Here is a 17,451-nt window from a genome sequence, read left to right on the forward strand (position 1 = left end):
CGTGCCGAACCAACCGCCCGTCGCCGAACCAGGAGCCCCGGCCGCGTGAGCCTCGTGACCAGCCACTCACCGCACGGCCAGCCGTCCTTGCGCACCGTGCAGGTGCTGGGCGGAGGCAGCGTCGCCAGCAGCGCGCACGTGCGTTCGCTGACGGCGGGGCTGGTGGCGCGGGGCGTGCGGGTCACGGTGTGCGCCCCCGTCGAGGCCGAACGCGCCTACGACTTCACGGGCGTCGGCGCCGACCACGTGCACGTCCCGCGCAGCAGCGACCCGGCGTCCGTCGCGGCGCTGCGGGCGGCCTGCACCGACGCCGACCTGGTGCACGCGCACGGGCTGCACGCCTCCTTCCGTACCGCCCTGGCGCTCGGCGGACGGCGCACCCCGCTCGTCGTCACCTGGCACAACCGGGCGCACGCGGAGGGCGCGCGGGCCCATCTGCTGCGGATGCTGGAGCGGCGGGCGGTCCGGGCGGCCACCCTGGTGCTCGGGACCACCTCGGACCTGGTCGACCGGGCCCGCCGCAGCGGGGCACGCGACGCACGGCTCGCGGCGGTCGCCCTGCCCGGCCGCCGCCCGGCCCCCGACCCGGAGGACCCCGACCGGCTGCCGCCCAAGATCCTCGCCGAACTCGGCGCCCTCGGCCGCCCGTTGCTGCTCGCCGTCGGCTCCCTCGACCGGCACCGGGGCTACGACACCCTGCTGGACGCTTCCCGCGCCTGGCACCGCCTGGAGCCCGCGCCGCTGGTGCTGATCGCGGGGGAGGGGCCGCTGCGGGCGGAGTTGCAGCGCCGGATCGACGCCGAGGAACTGCCGGTCCGGCTGCTCGGCCGCCGGGACGACGTTGGCGAGCTGCTCTCGGTCGCCGATCTGGCGCTGCTGACGAGCCGGTGGGAGTCGCGCTCCGTGCTCGTGCAGGAGGCCCTGCACGCGCGCGTGCCGCTCGTCGCGACCCGGGTCGGCGGGGTGCCCGAACTCGTCGGCGACGCCGCCGAGCTGATCCCCTACGGCGACCCGTACACGCTCGCCGACACAGTCGTACGGCTGCTCGGTGATCCGGCGCGGCGGGAGGAGCTGGCCGAGAAGGGCGTCCGGCAGGCCGCCAGTTGGCCGACCGAGGACGAGACGGTCGCCCAGGTCCTCAGCGTCTACGACGAGTTGACGCAGCCTCGGCCGCTGAGCTGACGGCCCCTCACGCGTTCGGGTCCACATGGCGGCGGGCCCGCAGCGCCAGGCTCAGGGTGAGGACCGTCTGCGGGTCGTCGAGGTCGGTGCCCAGCAGCTCGCCGATGCGGGCCAGGCGGTTGTAGAGCGTCTGCCGGTTCAGGTGCAGCTCGCGGGCCGTCTCCGCCTTGCGGCCCGCATGGGCGAGGTAGGTCTCCAGGGTCGGCAGCAGCGGGGGCCGGGAGCGGCGGTCGTGGTCGCGCAGCGGGCCGACGGCACGGTCGACGAAGGCCGCGAGGTCGGGGTGGTCGCGCAGCCGCCACAGCAGCAGGTCGATGTCGAGGCGGCGGGCGTCGTACCAGGGCCGGTCCGGGAGCCCCTGGGCGGCGGTGGCGGTCTCCGCGGCGTGCCGCAGCCCCGCCGAGGCCGCCGCCCAGCCGCCGACCGGGCCGACGACCACGACCGGGGGCCGGGCACCGGGCCGCTGCACCCCGGCCCGCTCCACCCCGGCCCGCAGCGCCGTGGCCACCCGGTCGGCGACCGCCGCGCGCTCCGCTTCCGAGCGCACCGCGAGCAGCAGCGGGACCCGGCCCTCGACCGGCCGTACGCCCAGCAGGACCGGTACGCCCACCGAGGCCAGCTCCTCCGCGACGGCCCGCGCGAGCACGGCCCAGCCGCCGCCGGGCGACAGCGCCTCGCCGAGCCGCATCACCATGGGCAGCAGCGGGCTGTCCCCGGGTTTGAAGCCGAGCACGCGGGCCTGCGCGGGCGCGTCCCCCGCGCTGATACGGCCCTCGGCGAGGTCGGTGAGGAAGTCGCCGCGGCCCCGCGCGGCCAGCTCCTCCTCCTGGCGGGCCTGCATCAGCACCACCGCCAGGACGCCCGCGGCCCGCTCGGCGGCGATGCGGTGCACCGGCGCCAGCGGCGCGCGCACCGGCAGCAGCACCAGCCGGGCCCGCACCGAGCCCGCCCCCGGGCCGCCGCCGGGCACGTCCACCAGCACCGACCCGGCGGGCGGCGGGGCGTCCTTGTGCGGGCCCCGCAGCCCCTCCCACACCTGGAGCGGATCGGCTCCCTCGGGCCCGGCACCGGCGGCGTACAGGAGCTGGCCGTCGGCGGTCTCCAGGAACACCGGGTTGTCGCCGAAGCCGGCCAGGATGCCGAGGACCTGCGGGATCCCGCCGCCGCCGAGCAGCGCCTCGGTGCAGCGGCGGTGCACCTCCTCCGCGCGCTGCAACAGGGCGTAGTGGCCGTTGACGATCTCGGTGTGGATCTCCTCGGTGACCGTCACGAACGGCACCTCGCGGTGGAGTTGGACCAGCGGCAGCCCGGCCGCGCGCGCCGTCTCCACCAGGGTGGCGGGCAACCGGCTGAAACGCGGGCCCAGTTCGACGACGAGGGCCGCGATGCCGCGCTCGGCCAGGGTGCGCACGAACGCCCGCTGGTCGGCGGGGCGGGTGCCGAGGCCGTAGCCGGTGGTCAGCAGCAGTTCGCCGCCCTTGAGCAGTGAGGCGATGTTCGGGACCTCGCCCGCGTGCACCCAGCGCACGGTCCGGTGCAGCCGTTCGGCGCCCGCGACGACCTCGGGGAGCCCGCTGCGCAGGCCGGGCAGCTCCAGCGCCCGCTGCACGGTGATCCCGGCGTCGTGCCCACCCTGACTGTGGTCCGTACGGCTGTCCATGCGGTGGACGCTACCCGCGCGCAGGTCAGGGCGTGCTAGGCGGGGCGGACGTTGTGGTTGAAGCGGAACACGTTGTCCGGGTCGTACCGGCGTTTGAGGGCCGCCAGCCGGGCGGTGTTCTCCGCGCCCAGGCCCGCCGTGACGCGGTCGGTGCCCTCGTCGCCGATGAAGTTGAGGTAGACCGCGCCGGTGGACCAGGGGCGGACGTCGGCGCGGACGTCACGGACCCAGCGCACGCAGCGCTCGTCGTCGGCGGGGTTTTCCCAGATGCCGAAGGGGTGGACCGACCAGGGGGCGTCCCGGTAGGGGATGGGATAGTCGGCCGGGCCGTCGGCGATCGCGCCGCCCTGCGGGAAGAGCACGTGCTGGGTGCCGGTGGGGACGGGCAGGGTGTCGGCGCGGGCGCAGAAGACGTCCACGAGGTCGTCGGGGAGGCCCGTGAGGTACTCGGCGGACCAGTAGTTCCGCAGGCCGGGCGGGTCGTCGAGCATGCACTGGACGTCGGCGTACGGCATCGCGCCGACGATCTCCGCCTCGTGCGGCAGCGCCAGCAGCGGTTCGGCGACCTTGCGCATGTCCTGCTCGCCGCCCGCGTAGGTGAGCAGCGCGGCGCAGACCGGTTCGCCGACGAGGTGCGGGGGTACGAACTCCTCCGGCGGGCCGGTGACGTAGAGGACGGCCCCGCCCGCCTCGGTGGGGCCGTGGGTGATGACGTCCCGGTAGGTGCGGACCACCTCCGGACCGAACTCCGGCAGGCAGAGCACCATGGCGATGGCGAACTCGGGCAGTTCGTACAGCTTGAGCGTCAGCGCGGTGGCGATGCCGAAGTTGCCGCCGCCGCCGTGCAGCGCCCAGAACAGGTCGGGGTTCTCGTCGGCGTTGGCGTGGGTGCGGGCGCCGTCGGCGGTGACGAGTTCGACGCCGAGGAGGTTGTCCGCGGCGAGGCCGCACCAGCGGTCCAGCCAGCCCGTGCCGCCGCCCAGGACGAAGCCGCCGACGCCGGTGGTCGACGCCCGGCCGCCGGTGGTCGCCAGGCCGTGGGGTTGGGTGGCGCGGTCCAGGTGGCTCATGGTGGCGCCGCCCTCGACCCGTACCGCCTCCGCGCCGGGGTGGACGGTCACGCCGTGCATCCGGCGCAGGTCGATGACGAGCCCGGCGTCGTTCAGCGCCATCCCGGCCACGCTGTGCCCGCCGCCGCGCACCGCGATGTTCAGGTCGAGGTCCCGCCCGAACCGCACCGCCCGCACCACGTCGGCCTCGTCGGCGCACTGGGCGATCACGGCGGGCCGCCGGTCGATCATGGCGTTGAAGACGGTCCGGGCGTCGTCGTAGCCCTCGTCCCCCGGGGCGAACACCGCGCCGCTGAGATCCTCGCGCAGCGCGGTCAGGGCCGCGCCCGCCTTCGAGAGGGAAGCCATGGCCGCCCCCTTCCCGGGAAGGAGTTTCGAGTCTCCTTCCAGGCTAGGCAGGGGCGGCCCGGCCTGCGCGTCAGCCGCCGTACGCGCCGGAGGCGGTCAGGCGCAGGGCCGTGTCGATGAGGGGGACGTGGCTGAACGCCTGGGGGAAGTTGCCGACCTGGCGCTGGAGGCGGGGGTCCCACTCCTCGGCGAGCAGCCCGAGGTCGTTGCGCAGGGCGAGCAGCCGCTCGAACAGCTTGCGGGCCTCGTCCACCCGGCCGATCATCGCCAGGTCGTCCGCCATCCAGAACGAGCAGGCGAGGAACGCGCCCTCGTCGCCGGGGAGGCCGTCCACGCCCGCCTTCTCGCCGTCCGTGGGGTAGCGCAGGATGAAGCCGTCGCTGGTGGACAGCTCGCGCTGGATGGCCTCGATGGTGCCGATGACCCGCTTGTCGTCCGGCGGCAGGAAGCCCATCTGCGGGATCAGCAGCAGCGAGGCGTCCAGTTCCCGGGAGCCGTAGGACTGGGTGAAGGTGTTGCGCTCCTTGTCGTAGCCCTTCTCGCAGACGTCCCGGTGGATGTCGTCGCGCAGCTCGCGCCAGCGCTCCAGCGGGCCGTCCGCGTCGCCGGACTCGATCAGCTTGATGGTGCGGTCGACGGCGACCCAGGCCATCACCTTGGAGTGCACGAAGTGGCGGCGCGGGCCGCGCACCTCCCAGATGCCCTCGTCCGGCTCCTGCCAGTGGTCCTCCAGGTAGCGGATCAGCTTCAGCTGGAGCAGGGAGGCGTAGTCGTTGCGGGCGAGGCCGGTCATGTGGGCCAGGTGCAGGGCCTCGGTGACCTCGCCGTAGACGTCGAGCTGGAGCTGGTGCGCGGCGCCGTTGCCGACCCGGACCGGGGCGGAGTTCTCGTAGCCGGGCAGCCAGTCCAGCTCGGCCTCGCCCAGCTCGCGCTCGCCCGCGATGCCGTACATGATCTGGAGGTTCTCGGGGTCGCCCGCGACCGCCCGCAGCAGCCACTCGCGCCAGGCGCGGGCCTCCTCGCGGTAGCCGGTGCGCAGCAGCGACGACAGGGTGATCGCGGCGTCGCGCAGCCAGGTGTAGCGGTAGTCCCAGTTGCGGACGCCGCCGATCTCCTCGGGCAGGGAGGTGGTGGGGGCCGCCACGATGCCGCCGGTGGGGGCGTACGTCAGTGCCTTCAGGGTGATCAGAGAGCGGATCACCGCCTCGCGGTACGGGCCGTGGTAGGTGCAGTGCTCCACCCACTCCCGCCAGAACTCCTCGGTCGCCTCCAGCGACTGCTCCGGCTCCGGCAGCGGTGGCGGCTCACGGTGCGAGGCCTGCCAGGAGATCGTGAACGCGATCCGGTCGCCCGGGGCGACGGTGAAGTCCGCGTACGTCGTCAGCGACTTGCCGTAGGTCTCGCACTCGGTGTCGAACCACACCGAGTCCGGGCCCGCGACGGCGACGGTACGGCCCTCGTGCTTGTGCACCCAGGGCACGACCCGGCCGTAGGAGAACCGCATGCGCAGCGCCGAGCGCATCGGCACCCGGCCGGAGACGCCCTCCACGATCCTGATCAGCTGCGGGGCGCCGTCACGCGGGGGCATGAAGTCGGTCACACGGACCGTGCCGCGGGGGGTGTCCCACTCGGATTCCAGGATCAGCGAGTCGCCGCGGTAGCCGCGCCGGGCCGCCGTGGGCGGCGGTGCGTCGGAGGCGTGCGCGGGGCCGATGCGCCAGAAGCCGTGCTCCTCGGTGCCCAGCAAGCCGGCGAAGATGGCATGCGAGTCGAAGCGGGGCAGGCACAGCCAGTCCACTGTGCCGTCCCGGCAGACCAGTGCGGCGGTCTGCATGTCTCCGATGAGTGCGTAGTCTTCGATACGCCCGGCCACGTGCAACTCCAGTCGAACGGCCACGTCACCCCACACGGGGGCTGTCGCTAGTGCGGTCAAGGGGTCGTTGTATTGCGTCGCTGAGATGTACAGCAATGCAGTCGAGTCGCTGTACAGCGAAAAGACAATTATTTCTCAACGAACTGACGAGCTCTCGTTGTTCCGGTGGTTACGGGCGGGGGTGTGCCGTTTCGACCGGCCGGCTCGGCAGCGAGTGTCCGAGCAGGATACGACGCACGTAGATGATCCGCGTGCCGCTCCGGACAACGCGGCTGCGCCGAACGAGTGAGCACCGGGTGAGGAACGGGTGAGAACCGGTTGAGCGGTACGTGTCCGTGCCCGAGCGTGCGCGCAGCGTGGCCGGACGCCATCCCCTCCGGGCGCTGATACGCTGGTAGCCCGTGGACCGGTGGACACCCCCGACAGCGACGCGACAGACGCGACAGCAGGGGTCCCCCGACGCCGCACCTCCAGATCGCGACCACGGGAGCCCCCTCTTGGCCATGCCGCCCGCTGCTTTTCGAAACAGCACCACGACGACCAAGCACATCTTCGTCACCGGGGGTGTCGCCTCCTCGCTCGGCAAGGGTCTGACCGCCTCCAGCCTCGGCATGCTGCTCAAGGCGCGGGGACTGCGCGTGGTCATGCAGAAGCTCGACCCGTACATCAACGTCGACCCGGGCACGATGAACCCCTTCCAGCACGGTGAGGTGTTCGTCACCAACGACGGTTGTGAGACCGATCTCGACATCGGCCACTACGAGCGTTTCCTCGACCGCGATCTGGACGGCTCCGCCAACGTCACCACCGGCCAGGTGTACTCCACGGTGATCGCCAAGGAGCGGCGCGGCGAGTACCTCGGCGACACCGTGCAGGTCATCCCGCACATCACCAACGAGATCAAGCACCGCATCCGCCGCATGGCGACGGACGAGGTGGACGTCGTGATCACCGAGGTGGGCGGCACGGTCGGCGACATCGAGTCGCTGCCGTTCCTGGAGACGGTCCGCCAGGTGCGGCACGAGGTCGGCCGGGACAACGTCTTCGTGGTGCACATCTCGCTGCTGCCGTACATCGGCCCGTCGGGCGAGCTGAAGACCAAGCCGACCCAGCACTCGGTGGCCGCGCTGCGCAACATCGGCATCCAGCCGGACGCGATCGTGCTGCGCTGCGACCGTGAGGTGCCGACCGCGATCAAGCGCAAGATCTCGCTGATGTGCGACGTCGACGAGGCGGCCGTGGTGGCCTGCCCCGACGCCCCCTCCATCTACGACATCCCCAAGACCGTCCACTCCGAGGGCCTGGACGCCTACGCGGTCCGCAAGCTGGACCTGCCGTTCCGCGACGTGGACTGGACGACCTGGGACGACCTGCTCGACCGAGTGCACAACCCGGCGCACGAGATCACCATGGCGCTGGTCGGCAAGTACATCGACCTGCCCGACGCCTATCTGTCGGTGACCGAGGCGCTGCGCGCGGGCGGCTTCGCCAACAAGACCCGGGTGAAGATCAAGTGGGTCACCTCCGACGACTGCCGCACCCCCGCCGGTGCCGAGGCGCAGCTCGCCGACGTGGACGCGATCTGCATCCCCGGCGGCTTCGGCGACCGCGGTGTCTCCGGCAAGGTCGGCGCCATCCAGTACGCACGTGAGCACCGCGTCCCGCTGCTGGGGCTCTGCCTGGGCCTCCAGTGCATCGTGATCGAGGCCGCCCGCAACCTGGCCGGGATCGCCGACGCCAACTCCACCGAGTTCGACCCGGCCACCTCCCACCCGGTCATCTCCACCATGGCCGAGCAGCTGGACATCGTCGCCGGTGAGGGCGACATGGGCGGCACCATGCGGCTGGGCATGTACCCGGCGAAGCTGGCCGAGGGCTCCATCGTCCGCGAGGTGTACGACGGCAAGGAGTACGTCGAGGAGCGGCACCGGCACCGCTACGAGGTGAACAACGCCTACCGGGCGGAGCTGGAGAAGAAGGCCGGTATCCAGTTCTCGGGCACCTCCCCGGACGGCAAGCTGGTCGAGTACGTGGAGTACCCGCGCGACGTCCACCCCTACCTGGTCGCCACGCAGGCCCACCCCGAGCTGCGTTCGCGCCCGACGCGCCCGCACCCGTTGTTCGCGGGGCTCGTGAAGGCCGCGGTCGAGCGGAAGACCTCGAAGTAACACGACAGTTGTACGGTGGCCGGGGCGCGCGCACTCAATCCGCAGGCGATTTCGCAGGCGGTGGGGCGCGCCCCGGTTTCTTTCGTACGTGTGGGGAAGGACAGGGCATGACGATCAAGGACACCCCCGAGGAGTGGGAGATCCGGGCGACGGAGACCCCCTTCGTGGGCAACAAGACCTCCGTCCGCACGGACGAGGTGGTCATGCCGGACGGCAGTGTGGTGCGCCGCGACTACCAGGTGCACCCCGGCTCCGTCGCCGTCCTCGCCCTCGACGACGCCGACCGGGTGCTGGTGCTGCGGCAGTACCGGCACCCCGTGCGCCAGAAGCTGTGGGAGATCCCGGCCGGGCTGCTCGACGTCCCCGGCGAGAACCCGCTGCACGCCGCGCAGCGCGAGCTGTACGAGGAGGCGCACGTCAAGGCCGAGGACTGGCGGGTGCTGACCGACGTCTACACCACCCCGGGCGGCTGCGACGAGGCCGTACGGATCTTCCTCGCCCGTGGTCTGTCCGACGCCGAGGGCGAGCGGTTCACCGCCGAGCACGAGGAGCTGGACCTGGAGCTGGCGCGGGTGCCCGTCGACGAGCTGGTGCGGGGGGTGCTCGCCGGGGAGCTGCACAACAACTGCATCGTGGTCGGCGTGCTGTCCCTGGTGGCCGCGCGCGCGGGCGACGGACTCGACGCGCTGCGCCCGGCTCTGGCGCCGTGGCCCGCGCGGCCCTTCGAGGCCTGACCGGGCCCGGCGCGGCCGGTGTGACGATCGCCTGATCCGATCGGGGGACGTCCCCGCCCCGCTCTCCCCGGATCGCCGCGAAGCCTGAACTAGGCTCTGGAAACGCCCGAACCGGAGTCCCGGCGGGCTTTGCGCGTGCGGTGGAACGGGAGCGTGGCCCGTGACGGATCAGGCGGTGGACACAGGCGGCGTCGAGCTGGCGGAATCCGCGTCGGCCCGGGGCCGGTTCCTGGGCCGCACACGGGAGTTGAAGGAGCTGTGCGCCGACATCGAGCGCGCGGGCCTGGACACCCTCGCCGGGAAGAAGCCGCCCCGCGCGCGCGTGCTGCTCATCGCGGGCCGCCCCGGCTCCGGCCGTACGGCGCTGGCCGGCGAGCTGGTACGGCAGGTCGCCCCGCGCTACCCGGACGGGGTGCTGCGCGCCCGGCTCAGCGAGGCCGACGGCACCCCCGTACCGACCGAGACCAGCGCCCGTGAGCTGCTGACCGCCCTGGACCTGCCCACCCCGGCCGGAGCCGCCGCCGACGACCTCACCGCCGCCCTGCGCGAAGCCCTGGCCGACCGCCGGGCGATCCTGGTGCTGGACGACGCGGTCACCGCCGAACAGGTCGACGACCTGCTGCCGGACACCCCCGACTGCCTGGCCGTCGTCGTCGCCCAGGGCCCCCTCACCGGCATCTCGGACGTCCGCCCGTGCACCCTGGGCGGTCTCGACACCAAGTCCGCCGTGGAACTCCTGTCCCGGCACACCGGCTCGGTCCGCATCACCGTCGACCCGCGCGCCGCCGAGGGCCTGGTGGAAGCGTGCCAGGCCCAGCCCGCGGCGCTGACGCTGGCCGGGGGCTGGCTGGCCGCCCGTCCCCAGGCGGCCGTCGCCGACCTCGCCAAGCAGCTGCACGCCGAGGGCGACGACACGGCCCCGCTGCCGCGGGTCTTCCGGCTCGTGCACGCCTCCCTGCCGAGCGCCGCCGCCCGGATCCTGCGGCTGCTCGCCCTCGCCCCCGCCGGACACGTCGACCCGCACACCGCCTCCGCGCTCGCCGGGTGCTCGGTCGGCGGCGCCCGCACCACCCTGGACGACTTCGTCGCCCTCGGCCTGCTGCGGGCCGTTCCGTCGCCGCTGCCGCAGTACGAGGTGCCGGGCTGTCTGCACCCCCTGCTGCGGGCGCTGACCGAGACCCAGGACCGCCCGGCCGAGCTGACCCTGGCCCGCGCCCGGATGCTGGAGCGCACGGTACGGCTGCTCCAGTCCTGCCGGGCCATCACCGAGACCGACAGCCCGCAGGCCCGCGAGAAGCTGCTCGGCATGCCGCGCTCCCTGCGGTTCCCCAGCCCCCGGGCGGCCGCCGAGTGGCTGCGCATCCGGCGGCCCGCCCTGCTCGCCTCGGCCCGGCTCGCGGTCGCCGACGGGGACCTCGACACGCTGGCCAGGCGGCTGCTGTCGCAGCTGGTGCGGGCGATGGTCGCGCACTTCGGCACCGAGGCCGCGGCACCCGACCTGTACGGCATCCACGGGCTCGTCCTCGACGTGGCCGAGCGCCGGAGCCTGCCCCGGGAGCGGGCGGCGGCCCTGCTGAACCTCGGTGACCTGGACGCCCGGACCGGCCGGACCGGCGAGGCGCTGGTCCGCTACCGGGCCGCGCTGGACGCCGGACGGCAGGCGCACGACCCGTACGCGACCGGCCGCGCGATGGAATCCGTAGGCGGTGCCCATCTGGAGCTGGGGGACTACGACCGGGCCACCGACTGGTTCGGCCGTGCCCTGGCCGAGCGTCTCGCCCGCGACGAGCGCGCCGACGCCGCCCGGCTGTACGGCCGTATCGCGTCCGCCCACACCTACGCGGGCCGCTACGGCGAGGCGCAGCGCAACTGGCGGGCCGCCGCGGCGTTCCTGCGCAGGCTGGAGGACGTGGCCGGGCACGCGCGGGCGCTGAGCGAGCTGGCGCGGGTGCAGGAGTACGCGGGGCGGCCCGAGGAGTCGCTGCACACCTGCCAGGAGGCCGTCGGGTGGGCCCGCCGCGCCGACGACGTACGGCTCCAGGCCGCGCTGCACCTGCGGATCGCCGACACCCTGGACCACCTCGGCGACCCGACGGCGGCCGGGCTGCACCGCAGCGCGGCGGAGCGGATGCTGGGAGAGGAGCTTCGGGAGGAGGACGAGGTTCCGGCCGAGGCGCCCCAGGAGGCCGGGAAGGAGGCCGGGAAGGAAGCCGCGGTGGAGGCCGCGGTGGAGCCCGCGGACGGCGACGCCGCTGATCCAGCCATGGAACACGCCGCTAACGCCTGCGAAATCCGCAGTACACCCGCTGAAGATTGATGCAATGAAAGGCTAGACAGCGGGAACGCCTTCATTAAACTGGCTCTGCCGCACGTTCTCCTGCGGTGTCTCCCGGTGTGCCCTGAACATCCGGGTATGTCGCGCAATACACCCTCTGAGCCAAGGACCGTGATCGACGTGAAGGTCGGCATCCCCCGCGAGGTCAAGAACAACGAGTTCCGGGTGGCCATCACCCCCGCCGGTGTGCACGAGCTGGTGCGCAACGGCCACCAGGTCGTCATCGAGCGCGGCGCGGGCGTCGGCTCCTCGATCACGGACGCCGAGTACGTCGCCGCCGGTGCCGAGATCCTCGCCACCGCCGACGAGGTGTGGGCCACCGCCGACCTGCTGCTGAAGGTCAAGGAGCCGATCGCCGAGGAGTACCACCGCCTCCGCAAGGACCAGACGCTCTTCACCTACCTGCACCTGGCCGCCTCCAAGGAGTGCACGGACGCCCTCATCGAGTCCGGCACCACCGCCATCGCCTACGAGACGGTCGAGCTGCCCAGCCGGGCGCTCCCGCTGCTCGCCCCGATGTCCGAGGTCGCGGGACGCCTCGCCCCACAGGTCGGCGCCTACCACCTGATGCGCGCGGCCGGCGGACGCGGTGTGCTGCCCGGCGGCGTCCCCGGTGTCACCCCGGCCAAGGCCGTCGTCATCGGCGGCGGTGTGTCCGGCTGGAACGCCACCCAGATCGCCGTCGGCATGGGCTTCGACGTGACCCTGCTCGACCGCGACATCAACAAGCTGCGCGAGGCCGACCGGATCTTCGGCACCAAGGTCAAGGCGATCATGTCCAACTCCTTCGAGCTGGAGAAGGCCGTCCTGGAGGCCGACCTCGTCATCGGCGCGGTGCTGATCCCGGGCGCGAAGGCGCCGAAGCTGGTCACCAACGAGCTGGTGTCCCGGATGAAGCCGGGAAGTGTCCTTGTCGACATCGCGATCGACCAGGGCGGCTGCTTCGAGGACTCCCGCCCCACCACGCACGCCGAGCCGACCTTCCCGGTGCACGGTTCGGTCTTCTACTGCGTCGCCAACATGCCCGGCGCGGTGCCCAACACCTCCACCAACGCCCTCACCAACGCCACGCTGCCGTACATCGTCTCGCTGGCGAACAACGGCTGGGCCGAGGCACTGCGCCGTGACCCCGCGCTGGCCAAGGGTCTCAACACCCATGACGGCAAGGTCGTTTACAAGGAGGTCGCCGAGGCGCACGGCCTGGAGCACGTGGAACTGGACACGCTGCTCGGCTGAGACCGCCCGCGGTGACGTGCGGTTAAGTCACCTTTTCGTAAAGGCGATACGTCAACACGGGACGTCAGCCGCACGTCAACCTCGTCAACCCGGCCGGACCTTGCCCGACAAGGTCCGGCCGAGTGTGTGTATGGTCACTTTGCGTCGCTCGGTCAACTAGCCTCGAACGTAACCCTTGAACCGATTCGCACACCGGTGAAACCTGCCGTGCGACGGCCGTACGCCCTTGACAGAGGGATGTTTCATCACCGACACATCCGGCCGGGTCCGGCGGATTGTGTTGCTGCGGACGCCCGACACGCCATAGAGTCGCCAACCGTCGGCATGGTGCCACGCTGACCTGTCTAGAAGTTTCCTGGTCACCAAGGAGGTAAGACGACTTGTGAATGAGTCGACATTTTCTCCCGGGGGTGGTCATCCAGGAATGGCGGCGCGGAGCCAGGGCTCCGCGGGGTTCGAGGCTGTCGGCTCCGTCGCGGTGCGCACCTTCGCAGCCCACCAGAGTCCCCTGACCGCGGGAGTGACTCGCCCAGCACACCAGAGCATGGATGGCCATCACGTGAACGCCATGGCCGGCGACGGAAGTGGCGCGCCCCACAACCACTTCGCCGACTACGACGAACTGCCCGACGGGCACTTCTACGACCCCGACGCCGAGTACGAGCCCGATCCGGAGTACGCGGCCACGCTCGCGCCCGACGCGGCCCGGCAGCGCCGTGAGCGCATCGGCCCGACCGGTCGCCCGCTGCCGTACTTCCCGATCCCGGGCCCGCTGACCGACCACGGACCCGCGACCATCATCGCGATGTGCAACCAGAAGGGTGGCGTCGGCAAGACCACGTCCACCATCAACCTGGGCGCCGCGCTCGCGGAGTACGGACGCCGGGTGCTGCTCGTCGACTTCGACCCGCAGGGCGCGCTGTCGGTGGGTCTCGGCGTCAACCCCATGGAGCTGGACCTCACCGTCTACAACCTGCTCATGGAGCGGGGCCTGTCGGCCGACGAGGTGCTGCTGAAGACAGCTGTCCCCAACATGGACCTGCTGCCCAGCAACATCGACCTGTCCGCCGCCGAGGTGCAGCTCGTCTCCGAGGTCGCCCGCGAGTCGTCGCTCCAGCGCGCCCTGAAGCCGCTGCTGCCCGACTACGACTACATCGTGATCGACTGTCAGCCCTCGCTCGGCCTGCTCACGGTCAACGCCCTGACGGCCGCGCACAAGGTGATCGTGCCGCTGGAGTGCGAGTTCTTCGCGCTGCGCGGTGTGGCGCTGCTGACCGAGACCATCGAGAAGGTCCAGGAGCGGCTCAACCCCGAGCTGGAGCTGGACGGGATCCTGGCCACGATGTACGACTCCCGGACCGTGCACAGCCGCGAGGTGCTCGCGCGGGTCGTCGAGGCCTTCGACGACCACGTCTACCACACGGTCATCGGGCGCACGGTCCGCTTCCCGGAGACCACGGTCGCCGGTGAGCCGATCACCACCTACGCCTCCAACTCCGTCGGTGCCGCCGCCTACCGCCAGCTCGCCAGGGAGGTGCTCGCCCGGTGTCACGCCGAGTGAGTCTGCCGGGGGCCGACGAACTCTTCCGTACGACAGGGGGCATGGCGCTCCAGGCGTCCACCCCGAGACGACAGGCCAACGGCGAGGCCCGGGTGCCCGCGCCAGCCGGGGAGAGCGACCAGACGGCCGCCGCCGAGGACGCGCCCCAGTCCGTGCCCGCGCAGGGCGGTGACGGCGACGGGGCGGAGCACGTCGCGGCCGACGCCGAGGCCGCGGAGGGCGGCGGTGAGACCCGCAGCCGGTCCGCGGAGCGCTCCGCGCGGCGGCAGGCGGCGCAGGAAGGTTCTGGCGCCGCGGCGGCCCAGCCGCGCAAGCGTGGCCGGGCCTCCGCACGCCGTCCCAGCGGGCGTGAGCGCCACGACGAGAAGATCACCGTGTACGTCTCCGCCGAGGAGCTGATGGACCTGGAGCACGCGCGCCTGGTCCTCCGCGGCGAGCACGGGCTGGCCGTGGACCGCGGCCGGATCGTCCGGGAGGCCGTCGCGGTCGTCCTCGCCGATCTGGAGACCCGGGGGGACGCCAGCATCCTCGTACGGCGACTGCGGGGACGGTAGGGGTAGCCTGCGGGGGTTATGACCTCCCCTGGTGCCTCTGTCCCCGCTTCCGGCCGTGCCGGGCGGCGGCGTGCGTTGGGGCGGGGCCCCGGGGCGGTTGAGCCAGAGCCGGAGGCCGTCGCCGAGGTCGTGGAGCCGGAGGGTCCGGTGGCTCCGGAGACTCCGGTGGGCCCTGAGACCCCGGCCGCTGGTGAAGAGGCCGACGACGGTGTCTTCCGGGTGCGGCTGGCGAACTTCGAGGGGCCCTTCGATCTGCTGCTCCAGCTGATCTCCAAGCACAAGCTGGACGTCACCGAGGTCGCGCTGTCGAAGGTGACCGACGAGTTCATGGCGTACATCAGGGCGCTGGGGCCGGACTGGGACCTGGACGAGACGACCGAGTTCCTGGTCGTCGCCGCGACCCTGCTCGACCTCAAGGCGGCCCGGCTGCTGCCCGCCGCCGAGGTGGAGGACGAGGCCGACCTGGCGCTGCTGGAGGCGCGGGACCTGCTGTTCGCGCGGCTGCTCCAGTACCGGGCGTACAAGCAGATCGCCGACATCTTCAGCGGCAGGCTGGAGGCCGAGGCCCGCCGCTACCCCCGTACCGTCGGACTCGAACCGCACCACGCCGAGCTGCTGCCGGACGTCGTCATCAAGATCGGGCCGGAGGGGTTCGCCAAACTGGCCGTCAAGGCGATGCAGCCCAGGCCCAAGCCGCAGGTGTACGTCGAGCACATCCACGCGCCGCTGGTCAGCGTGCAGGAGCAGGCCGGGATCGTGGTCGCGCGGCTGCGGGAGCTGGGCGAGGCCAGCTTCGGCGCGCTCGTCGAGGACACCGACGACGTCCTGACCGTCGTAGCCCGGTTCCTGGCGCTGCTGGAGCTGTACCGGGAGAAGGCCGTGGCGCTGGACCAGGAGACCGCCCTGGGGGAGCTGCTGGTGCGCTGGACCGGTGGGGACGGGGAGGCCGCCCCGGTGGTGACCGACGAGTTCGACCGGCCGCCCGAGGTGCCGGAGGAGGGGAAGAAGACGTGAGCGAGGCAACCACCGGCGTGCCGTCCGTCGCCGATCTCGAACTCAAGCCCGCGCTGGAGGCCGTCCTCATGGTCGTGGACGAGCCCGCGACCGAGGAGCACCTCGCGAAGATCCTCCAGCGGCCCCGGCGGCGGATCGCGGACGCGCTGCGCGAGCTGGCCGACGAGTACACCGTCCAGGGCCGCGGCTTCGAGCTGCGGCTGATCGCGGGCGGCTGGCGCTTCTACACCCGGCCCGAGTACGCGGCGGCCGTCGAGGGCTTCGTCCTGGACGGCCAGGTGGCGCGGCTCACCCAGGCCGCGCTGGAGACCCTCGCGGTGGTCGCCTACCGCCAGCCCGTCAGCCGGAGCAGGGTCTCCGCGGTGCGCGGGGTGAACTGCGACGGCGTGATGCGCACCCTCCTGCAGAGGGGGCTGATCGAGGAGGCGGGCGCGGAACCCGAAACAGGTGCGATCCTGTACAGGACGACGAACTACTTCCTGGAGCGGATGGGCCTGCGCGGCCTGGACGAGCTTCCGGAACTCGCGCCCTTCCTCCCGGAGGCGGAGGCGATCGAGGCCGAGACGCAGGAAGGCGTTCCGTCGTTCGATCCGGACGCTCCGGATTCCGAGGACGCAGACGACAAGACGACGGACTTTTGATGCGAAGCAGCGGCAGCGGCAAGAGCGGCGGGCGCGGTAACCACCGCGGTGCCGGTAACGACAGGGACCAGAAGCAGGGGCAGGGTCGCCCCCGCAAGCCCCGCCCCGAGGAGCGCCGCTACGACGTGGGCCCCGGCGCCACCAAGGACGGCCCCAAGGCGGGGCGCGGCGCGTCCGCGCGCGGTGCCGCCAAGGGCGGCCCCAAGCAGGGCGGCGGCGGGCGCGGGCGTACGGCGCCCGCGCGCTCCCGGGAGTACGACGCCCGGGTCGAGGAGCGCAACCGGGAGCGGTACGCGGGCAGGAAGGACGTCAAGCCGCCCAAGACCTTCCCCGGCGCCGAGCAGGAGGGCGAGCGCCTCCAGAAGGTGCTCGCACGCGCGGGCTACGGCTCCCGGCGCGCCTGCGAGGAGCTGATCGAGCAGGCCAGGGTCGAGGTCAACGGCGAGATCGTCCTGGAGCAGGGCAAGCGGGTCGATCCGGAGCACGACGAGATCAAGGTCGACGGGCTGACCGTCGCCACGCAGTCGTACCAGTTCTTCTCGTTGAACAAGCCCGCCGGGGTCGTCTCCACCATGGAGGACCCGGAGGGCCGCCAGTGCCTGGGCGACTACGTCACCAACCGGGAGACCCGGCTGTTCCACGTCGGCCGCCTCGACACCGAGACCGAGGGCGTCATCCTGCTCACCAACCACGGTGAGCTGGCCCACCGCCTGACCCACCCCCGGTACGGAGTGAAGAAGACCTACCTCGCGCACATCGTCGGCCCGATCCCGCGCGACCTGGGCAAGCGCCTGAAGGACGGCATCCAGCTGGAGGACGGGTACGCGCGCGCGGACCACTTCCGGGTCGTCGAGCAGACCGGCAAGAACTACCTCGTCGAGGTCACCCTGCACGAGGGCCGCAAGCACATCGTGCGCCGGATGCTGGCGGAGGCGGGCTTCCCCGTCGACAAGCTGGTGCGCACCGCCTTCGGGCCGATCACCCTGGGCGACCAGAAGAGCGGCTGGCTGCGCAGGCTCTCCAACACCGAGGTCGGGATGCTGATGAAGGAGGTCGACCTGTAGGCGGTCGCCTG

Annotated in this window: 13 protein-coding genes; 10 read left to right on the forward strand and 3 right to left on the reverse strand. The window is 72.4% G+C overall.

From position 1 onward, the window contains the following. The first annotated feature begins 45 nt into the window (after positions 1-45). Positions 46-1,182 (forward strand): glycosyltransferase family 4 protein, encoded by a 1,137-nt coding sequence (locus KBY47_RS23115; protein ID WP_210923738.1) that lies wholly within the window; start codon positions 46-48, stop codon positions 1,180-1,182. 7 nt (positions 1,183-1,189) lie between these two features. Here KBY47_RS23115 and KBY47_RS23120 read toward each other — a convergent pair whose 3' ends face one another. From KBY47_RS23120 to KBY47_RS23130, 3 genes are all read right to left on the reverse strand, one after another. Beyond that, positions 1,190-2,842, reverse strand: a complete 1,653-nt coding sequence (locus tag KBY47_RS23120; protein ID WP_210923740.1) for a PucR family transcriptional regulator — start codon at positions 2,840-2,842, stop codon at positions 1,190-1,192. 35 nt (positions 2,843-2,877) lie between these two features. Next, on the reverse strand, positions 2,878-4,260 hold the full coding sequence (locus KBY47_RS23125) for an FAD-binding oxidoreductase (RefSeq protein ID WP_210923742.1): 1,383 nt from the start codon (positions 4,258-4,260) through the stop codon (positions 2,878-2,880). A 70-nt stretch (positions 4,261-4,330) separates the two neighbouring features. Then, positions 4,331-6,133: a glycoside hydrolase family 15 protein gene (locus tag KBY47_RS23130; RefSeq protein ID WP_210923744.1), complete on the reverse strand. Its 1,803-nt coding sequence runs from the start codon at positions 6,131-6,133 to the stop codon at positions 4,331-4,333. Between the two features lie 503 nt (positions 6,134-6,636). On the opposite strand from KBY47_RS23130, the gene KBY47_RS23135 reads away from it, so the two are divergent. From KBY47_RS23135 to KBY47_RS23175, 9 genes are all read left to right on the forward strand, one after another. After that, positions 6,637-8,301, forward strand: a complete 1,665-nt coding sequence (locus tag KBY47_RS23135; RefSeq protein WP_210923847.1) for a CTP synthase — start codon at positions 6,637-6,639, stop codon at positions 8,299-8,301. 107 nt (positions 8,302-8,408) lie between these two features. Further along, positions 8,409-9,035: an NUDIX hydrolase gene (locus KBY47_RS23140; RefSeq protein ID WP_210923746.1), complete on the forward strand. Its 627-nt coding sequence runs from the start codon at positions 8,409-8,411 to the stop codon at positions 9,033-9,035. Positions 9,036-9,195: 160 nt separating this feature from the next. Then, positions 9,196-11,352 (forward strand): tetratricopeptide repeat protein, encoded by a 2,157-nt coding sequence (locus tag KBY47_RS23145; RefSeq protein WP_210923748.1) that lies wholly within the window; start codon positions 9,196-9,198, stop codon positions 11,350-11,352. 138 nt (positions 11,353-11,490) lie between these two features. Then, a complete protein-coding gene (ald, locus tag KBY47_RS23150) occupies positions 11,491-12,606 on the forward strand; it encodes an alanine dehydrogenase (RefSeq protein ID WP_210923849.1) in 1,116 nt (371 codons plus the stop codon). A gap of 424 nt (positions 12,607-13,030) precedes the next feature. Then, a complete protein-coding gene (locus KBY47_RS23155; RefSeq protein ID WP_210923750.1) occupies positions 13,031-14,167 on the forward strand; it encodes a ParA family protein in 1,137 nt (378 codons plus the stop codon). Next, a complete protein-coding gene (locus KBY47_RS23160; protein ID WP_308405249.1) occupies positions 14,152-14,721 on the forward strand; it encodes a hypothetical protein in 570 nt (189 codons plus the stop codon). Before KBY47_RS23155 ends, KBY47_RS23160 begins: the two co-directional genes overlap by 16 nt. A gap of 18 nt (positions 14,722-14,739) precedes the next feature. Beyond that, positions 14,740-15,735, forward strand: coding sequence for a ScpA family protein (locus KBY47_RS23165; RefSeq protein ID WP_210923751.1), 996 nt, complete (start codon positions 14,740-14,742; stop codon positions 15,733-15,735). Continuing rightward, positions 15,732-16,376 (forward strand): SMC-Scp complex subunit ScpB, encoded by a 645-nt coding sequence (gene scpB / locus KBY47_RS23170; RefSeq protein ID WP_210923752.1) that lies wholly within the window; start codon positions 15,732-15,734, stop codon positions 16,374-16,376. Before KBY47_RS23165 ends, scpB begins: the two co-directional genes overlap by 4 nt. After that, entirely contained in the window at positions 16,376-17,440 is a 1,065-nt protein-coding gene (locus KBY47_RS23175; protein WP_210923753.1) for a pseudouridine synthase, read from the forward strand. The genes scpB and KBY47_RS23175 overlap by 1 nt, the downstream gene beginning before the upstream one ends. The last annotated feature ends 11 nt before the right edge of the window (positions 17,441-17,451 follow it).

This window comes from Streptomyces sp. B93 (assembly GCF_018070565.1).
GTDB lineage: Bacteria > Actinomycetota > Actinomycetes > Streptomycetales > Streptomycetaceae > Streptomyces.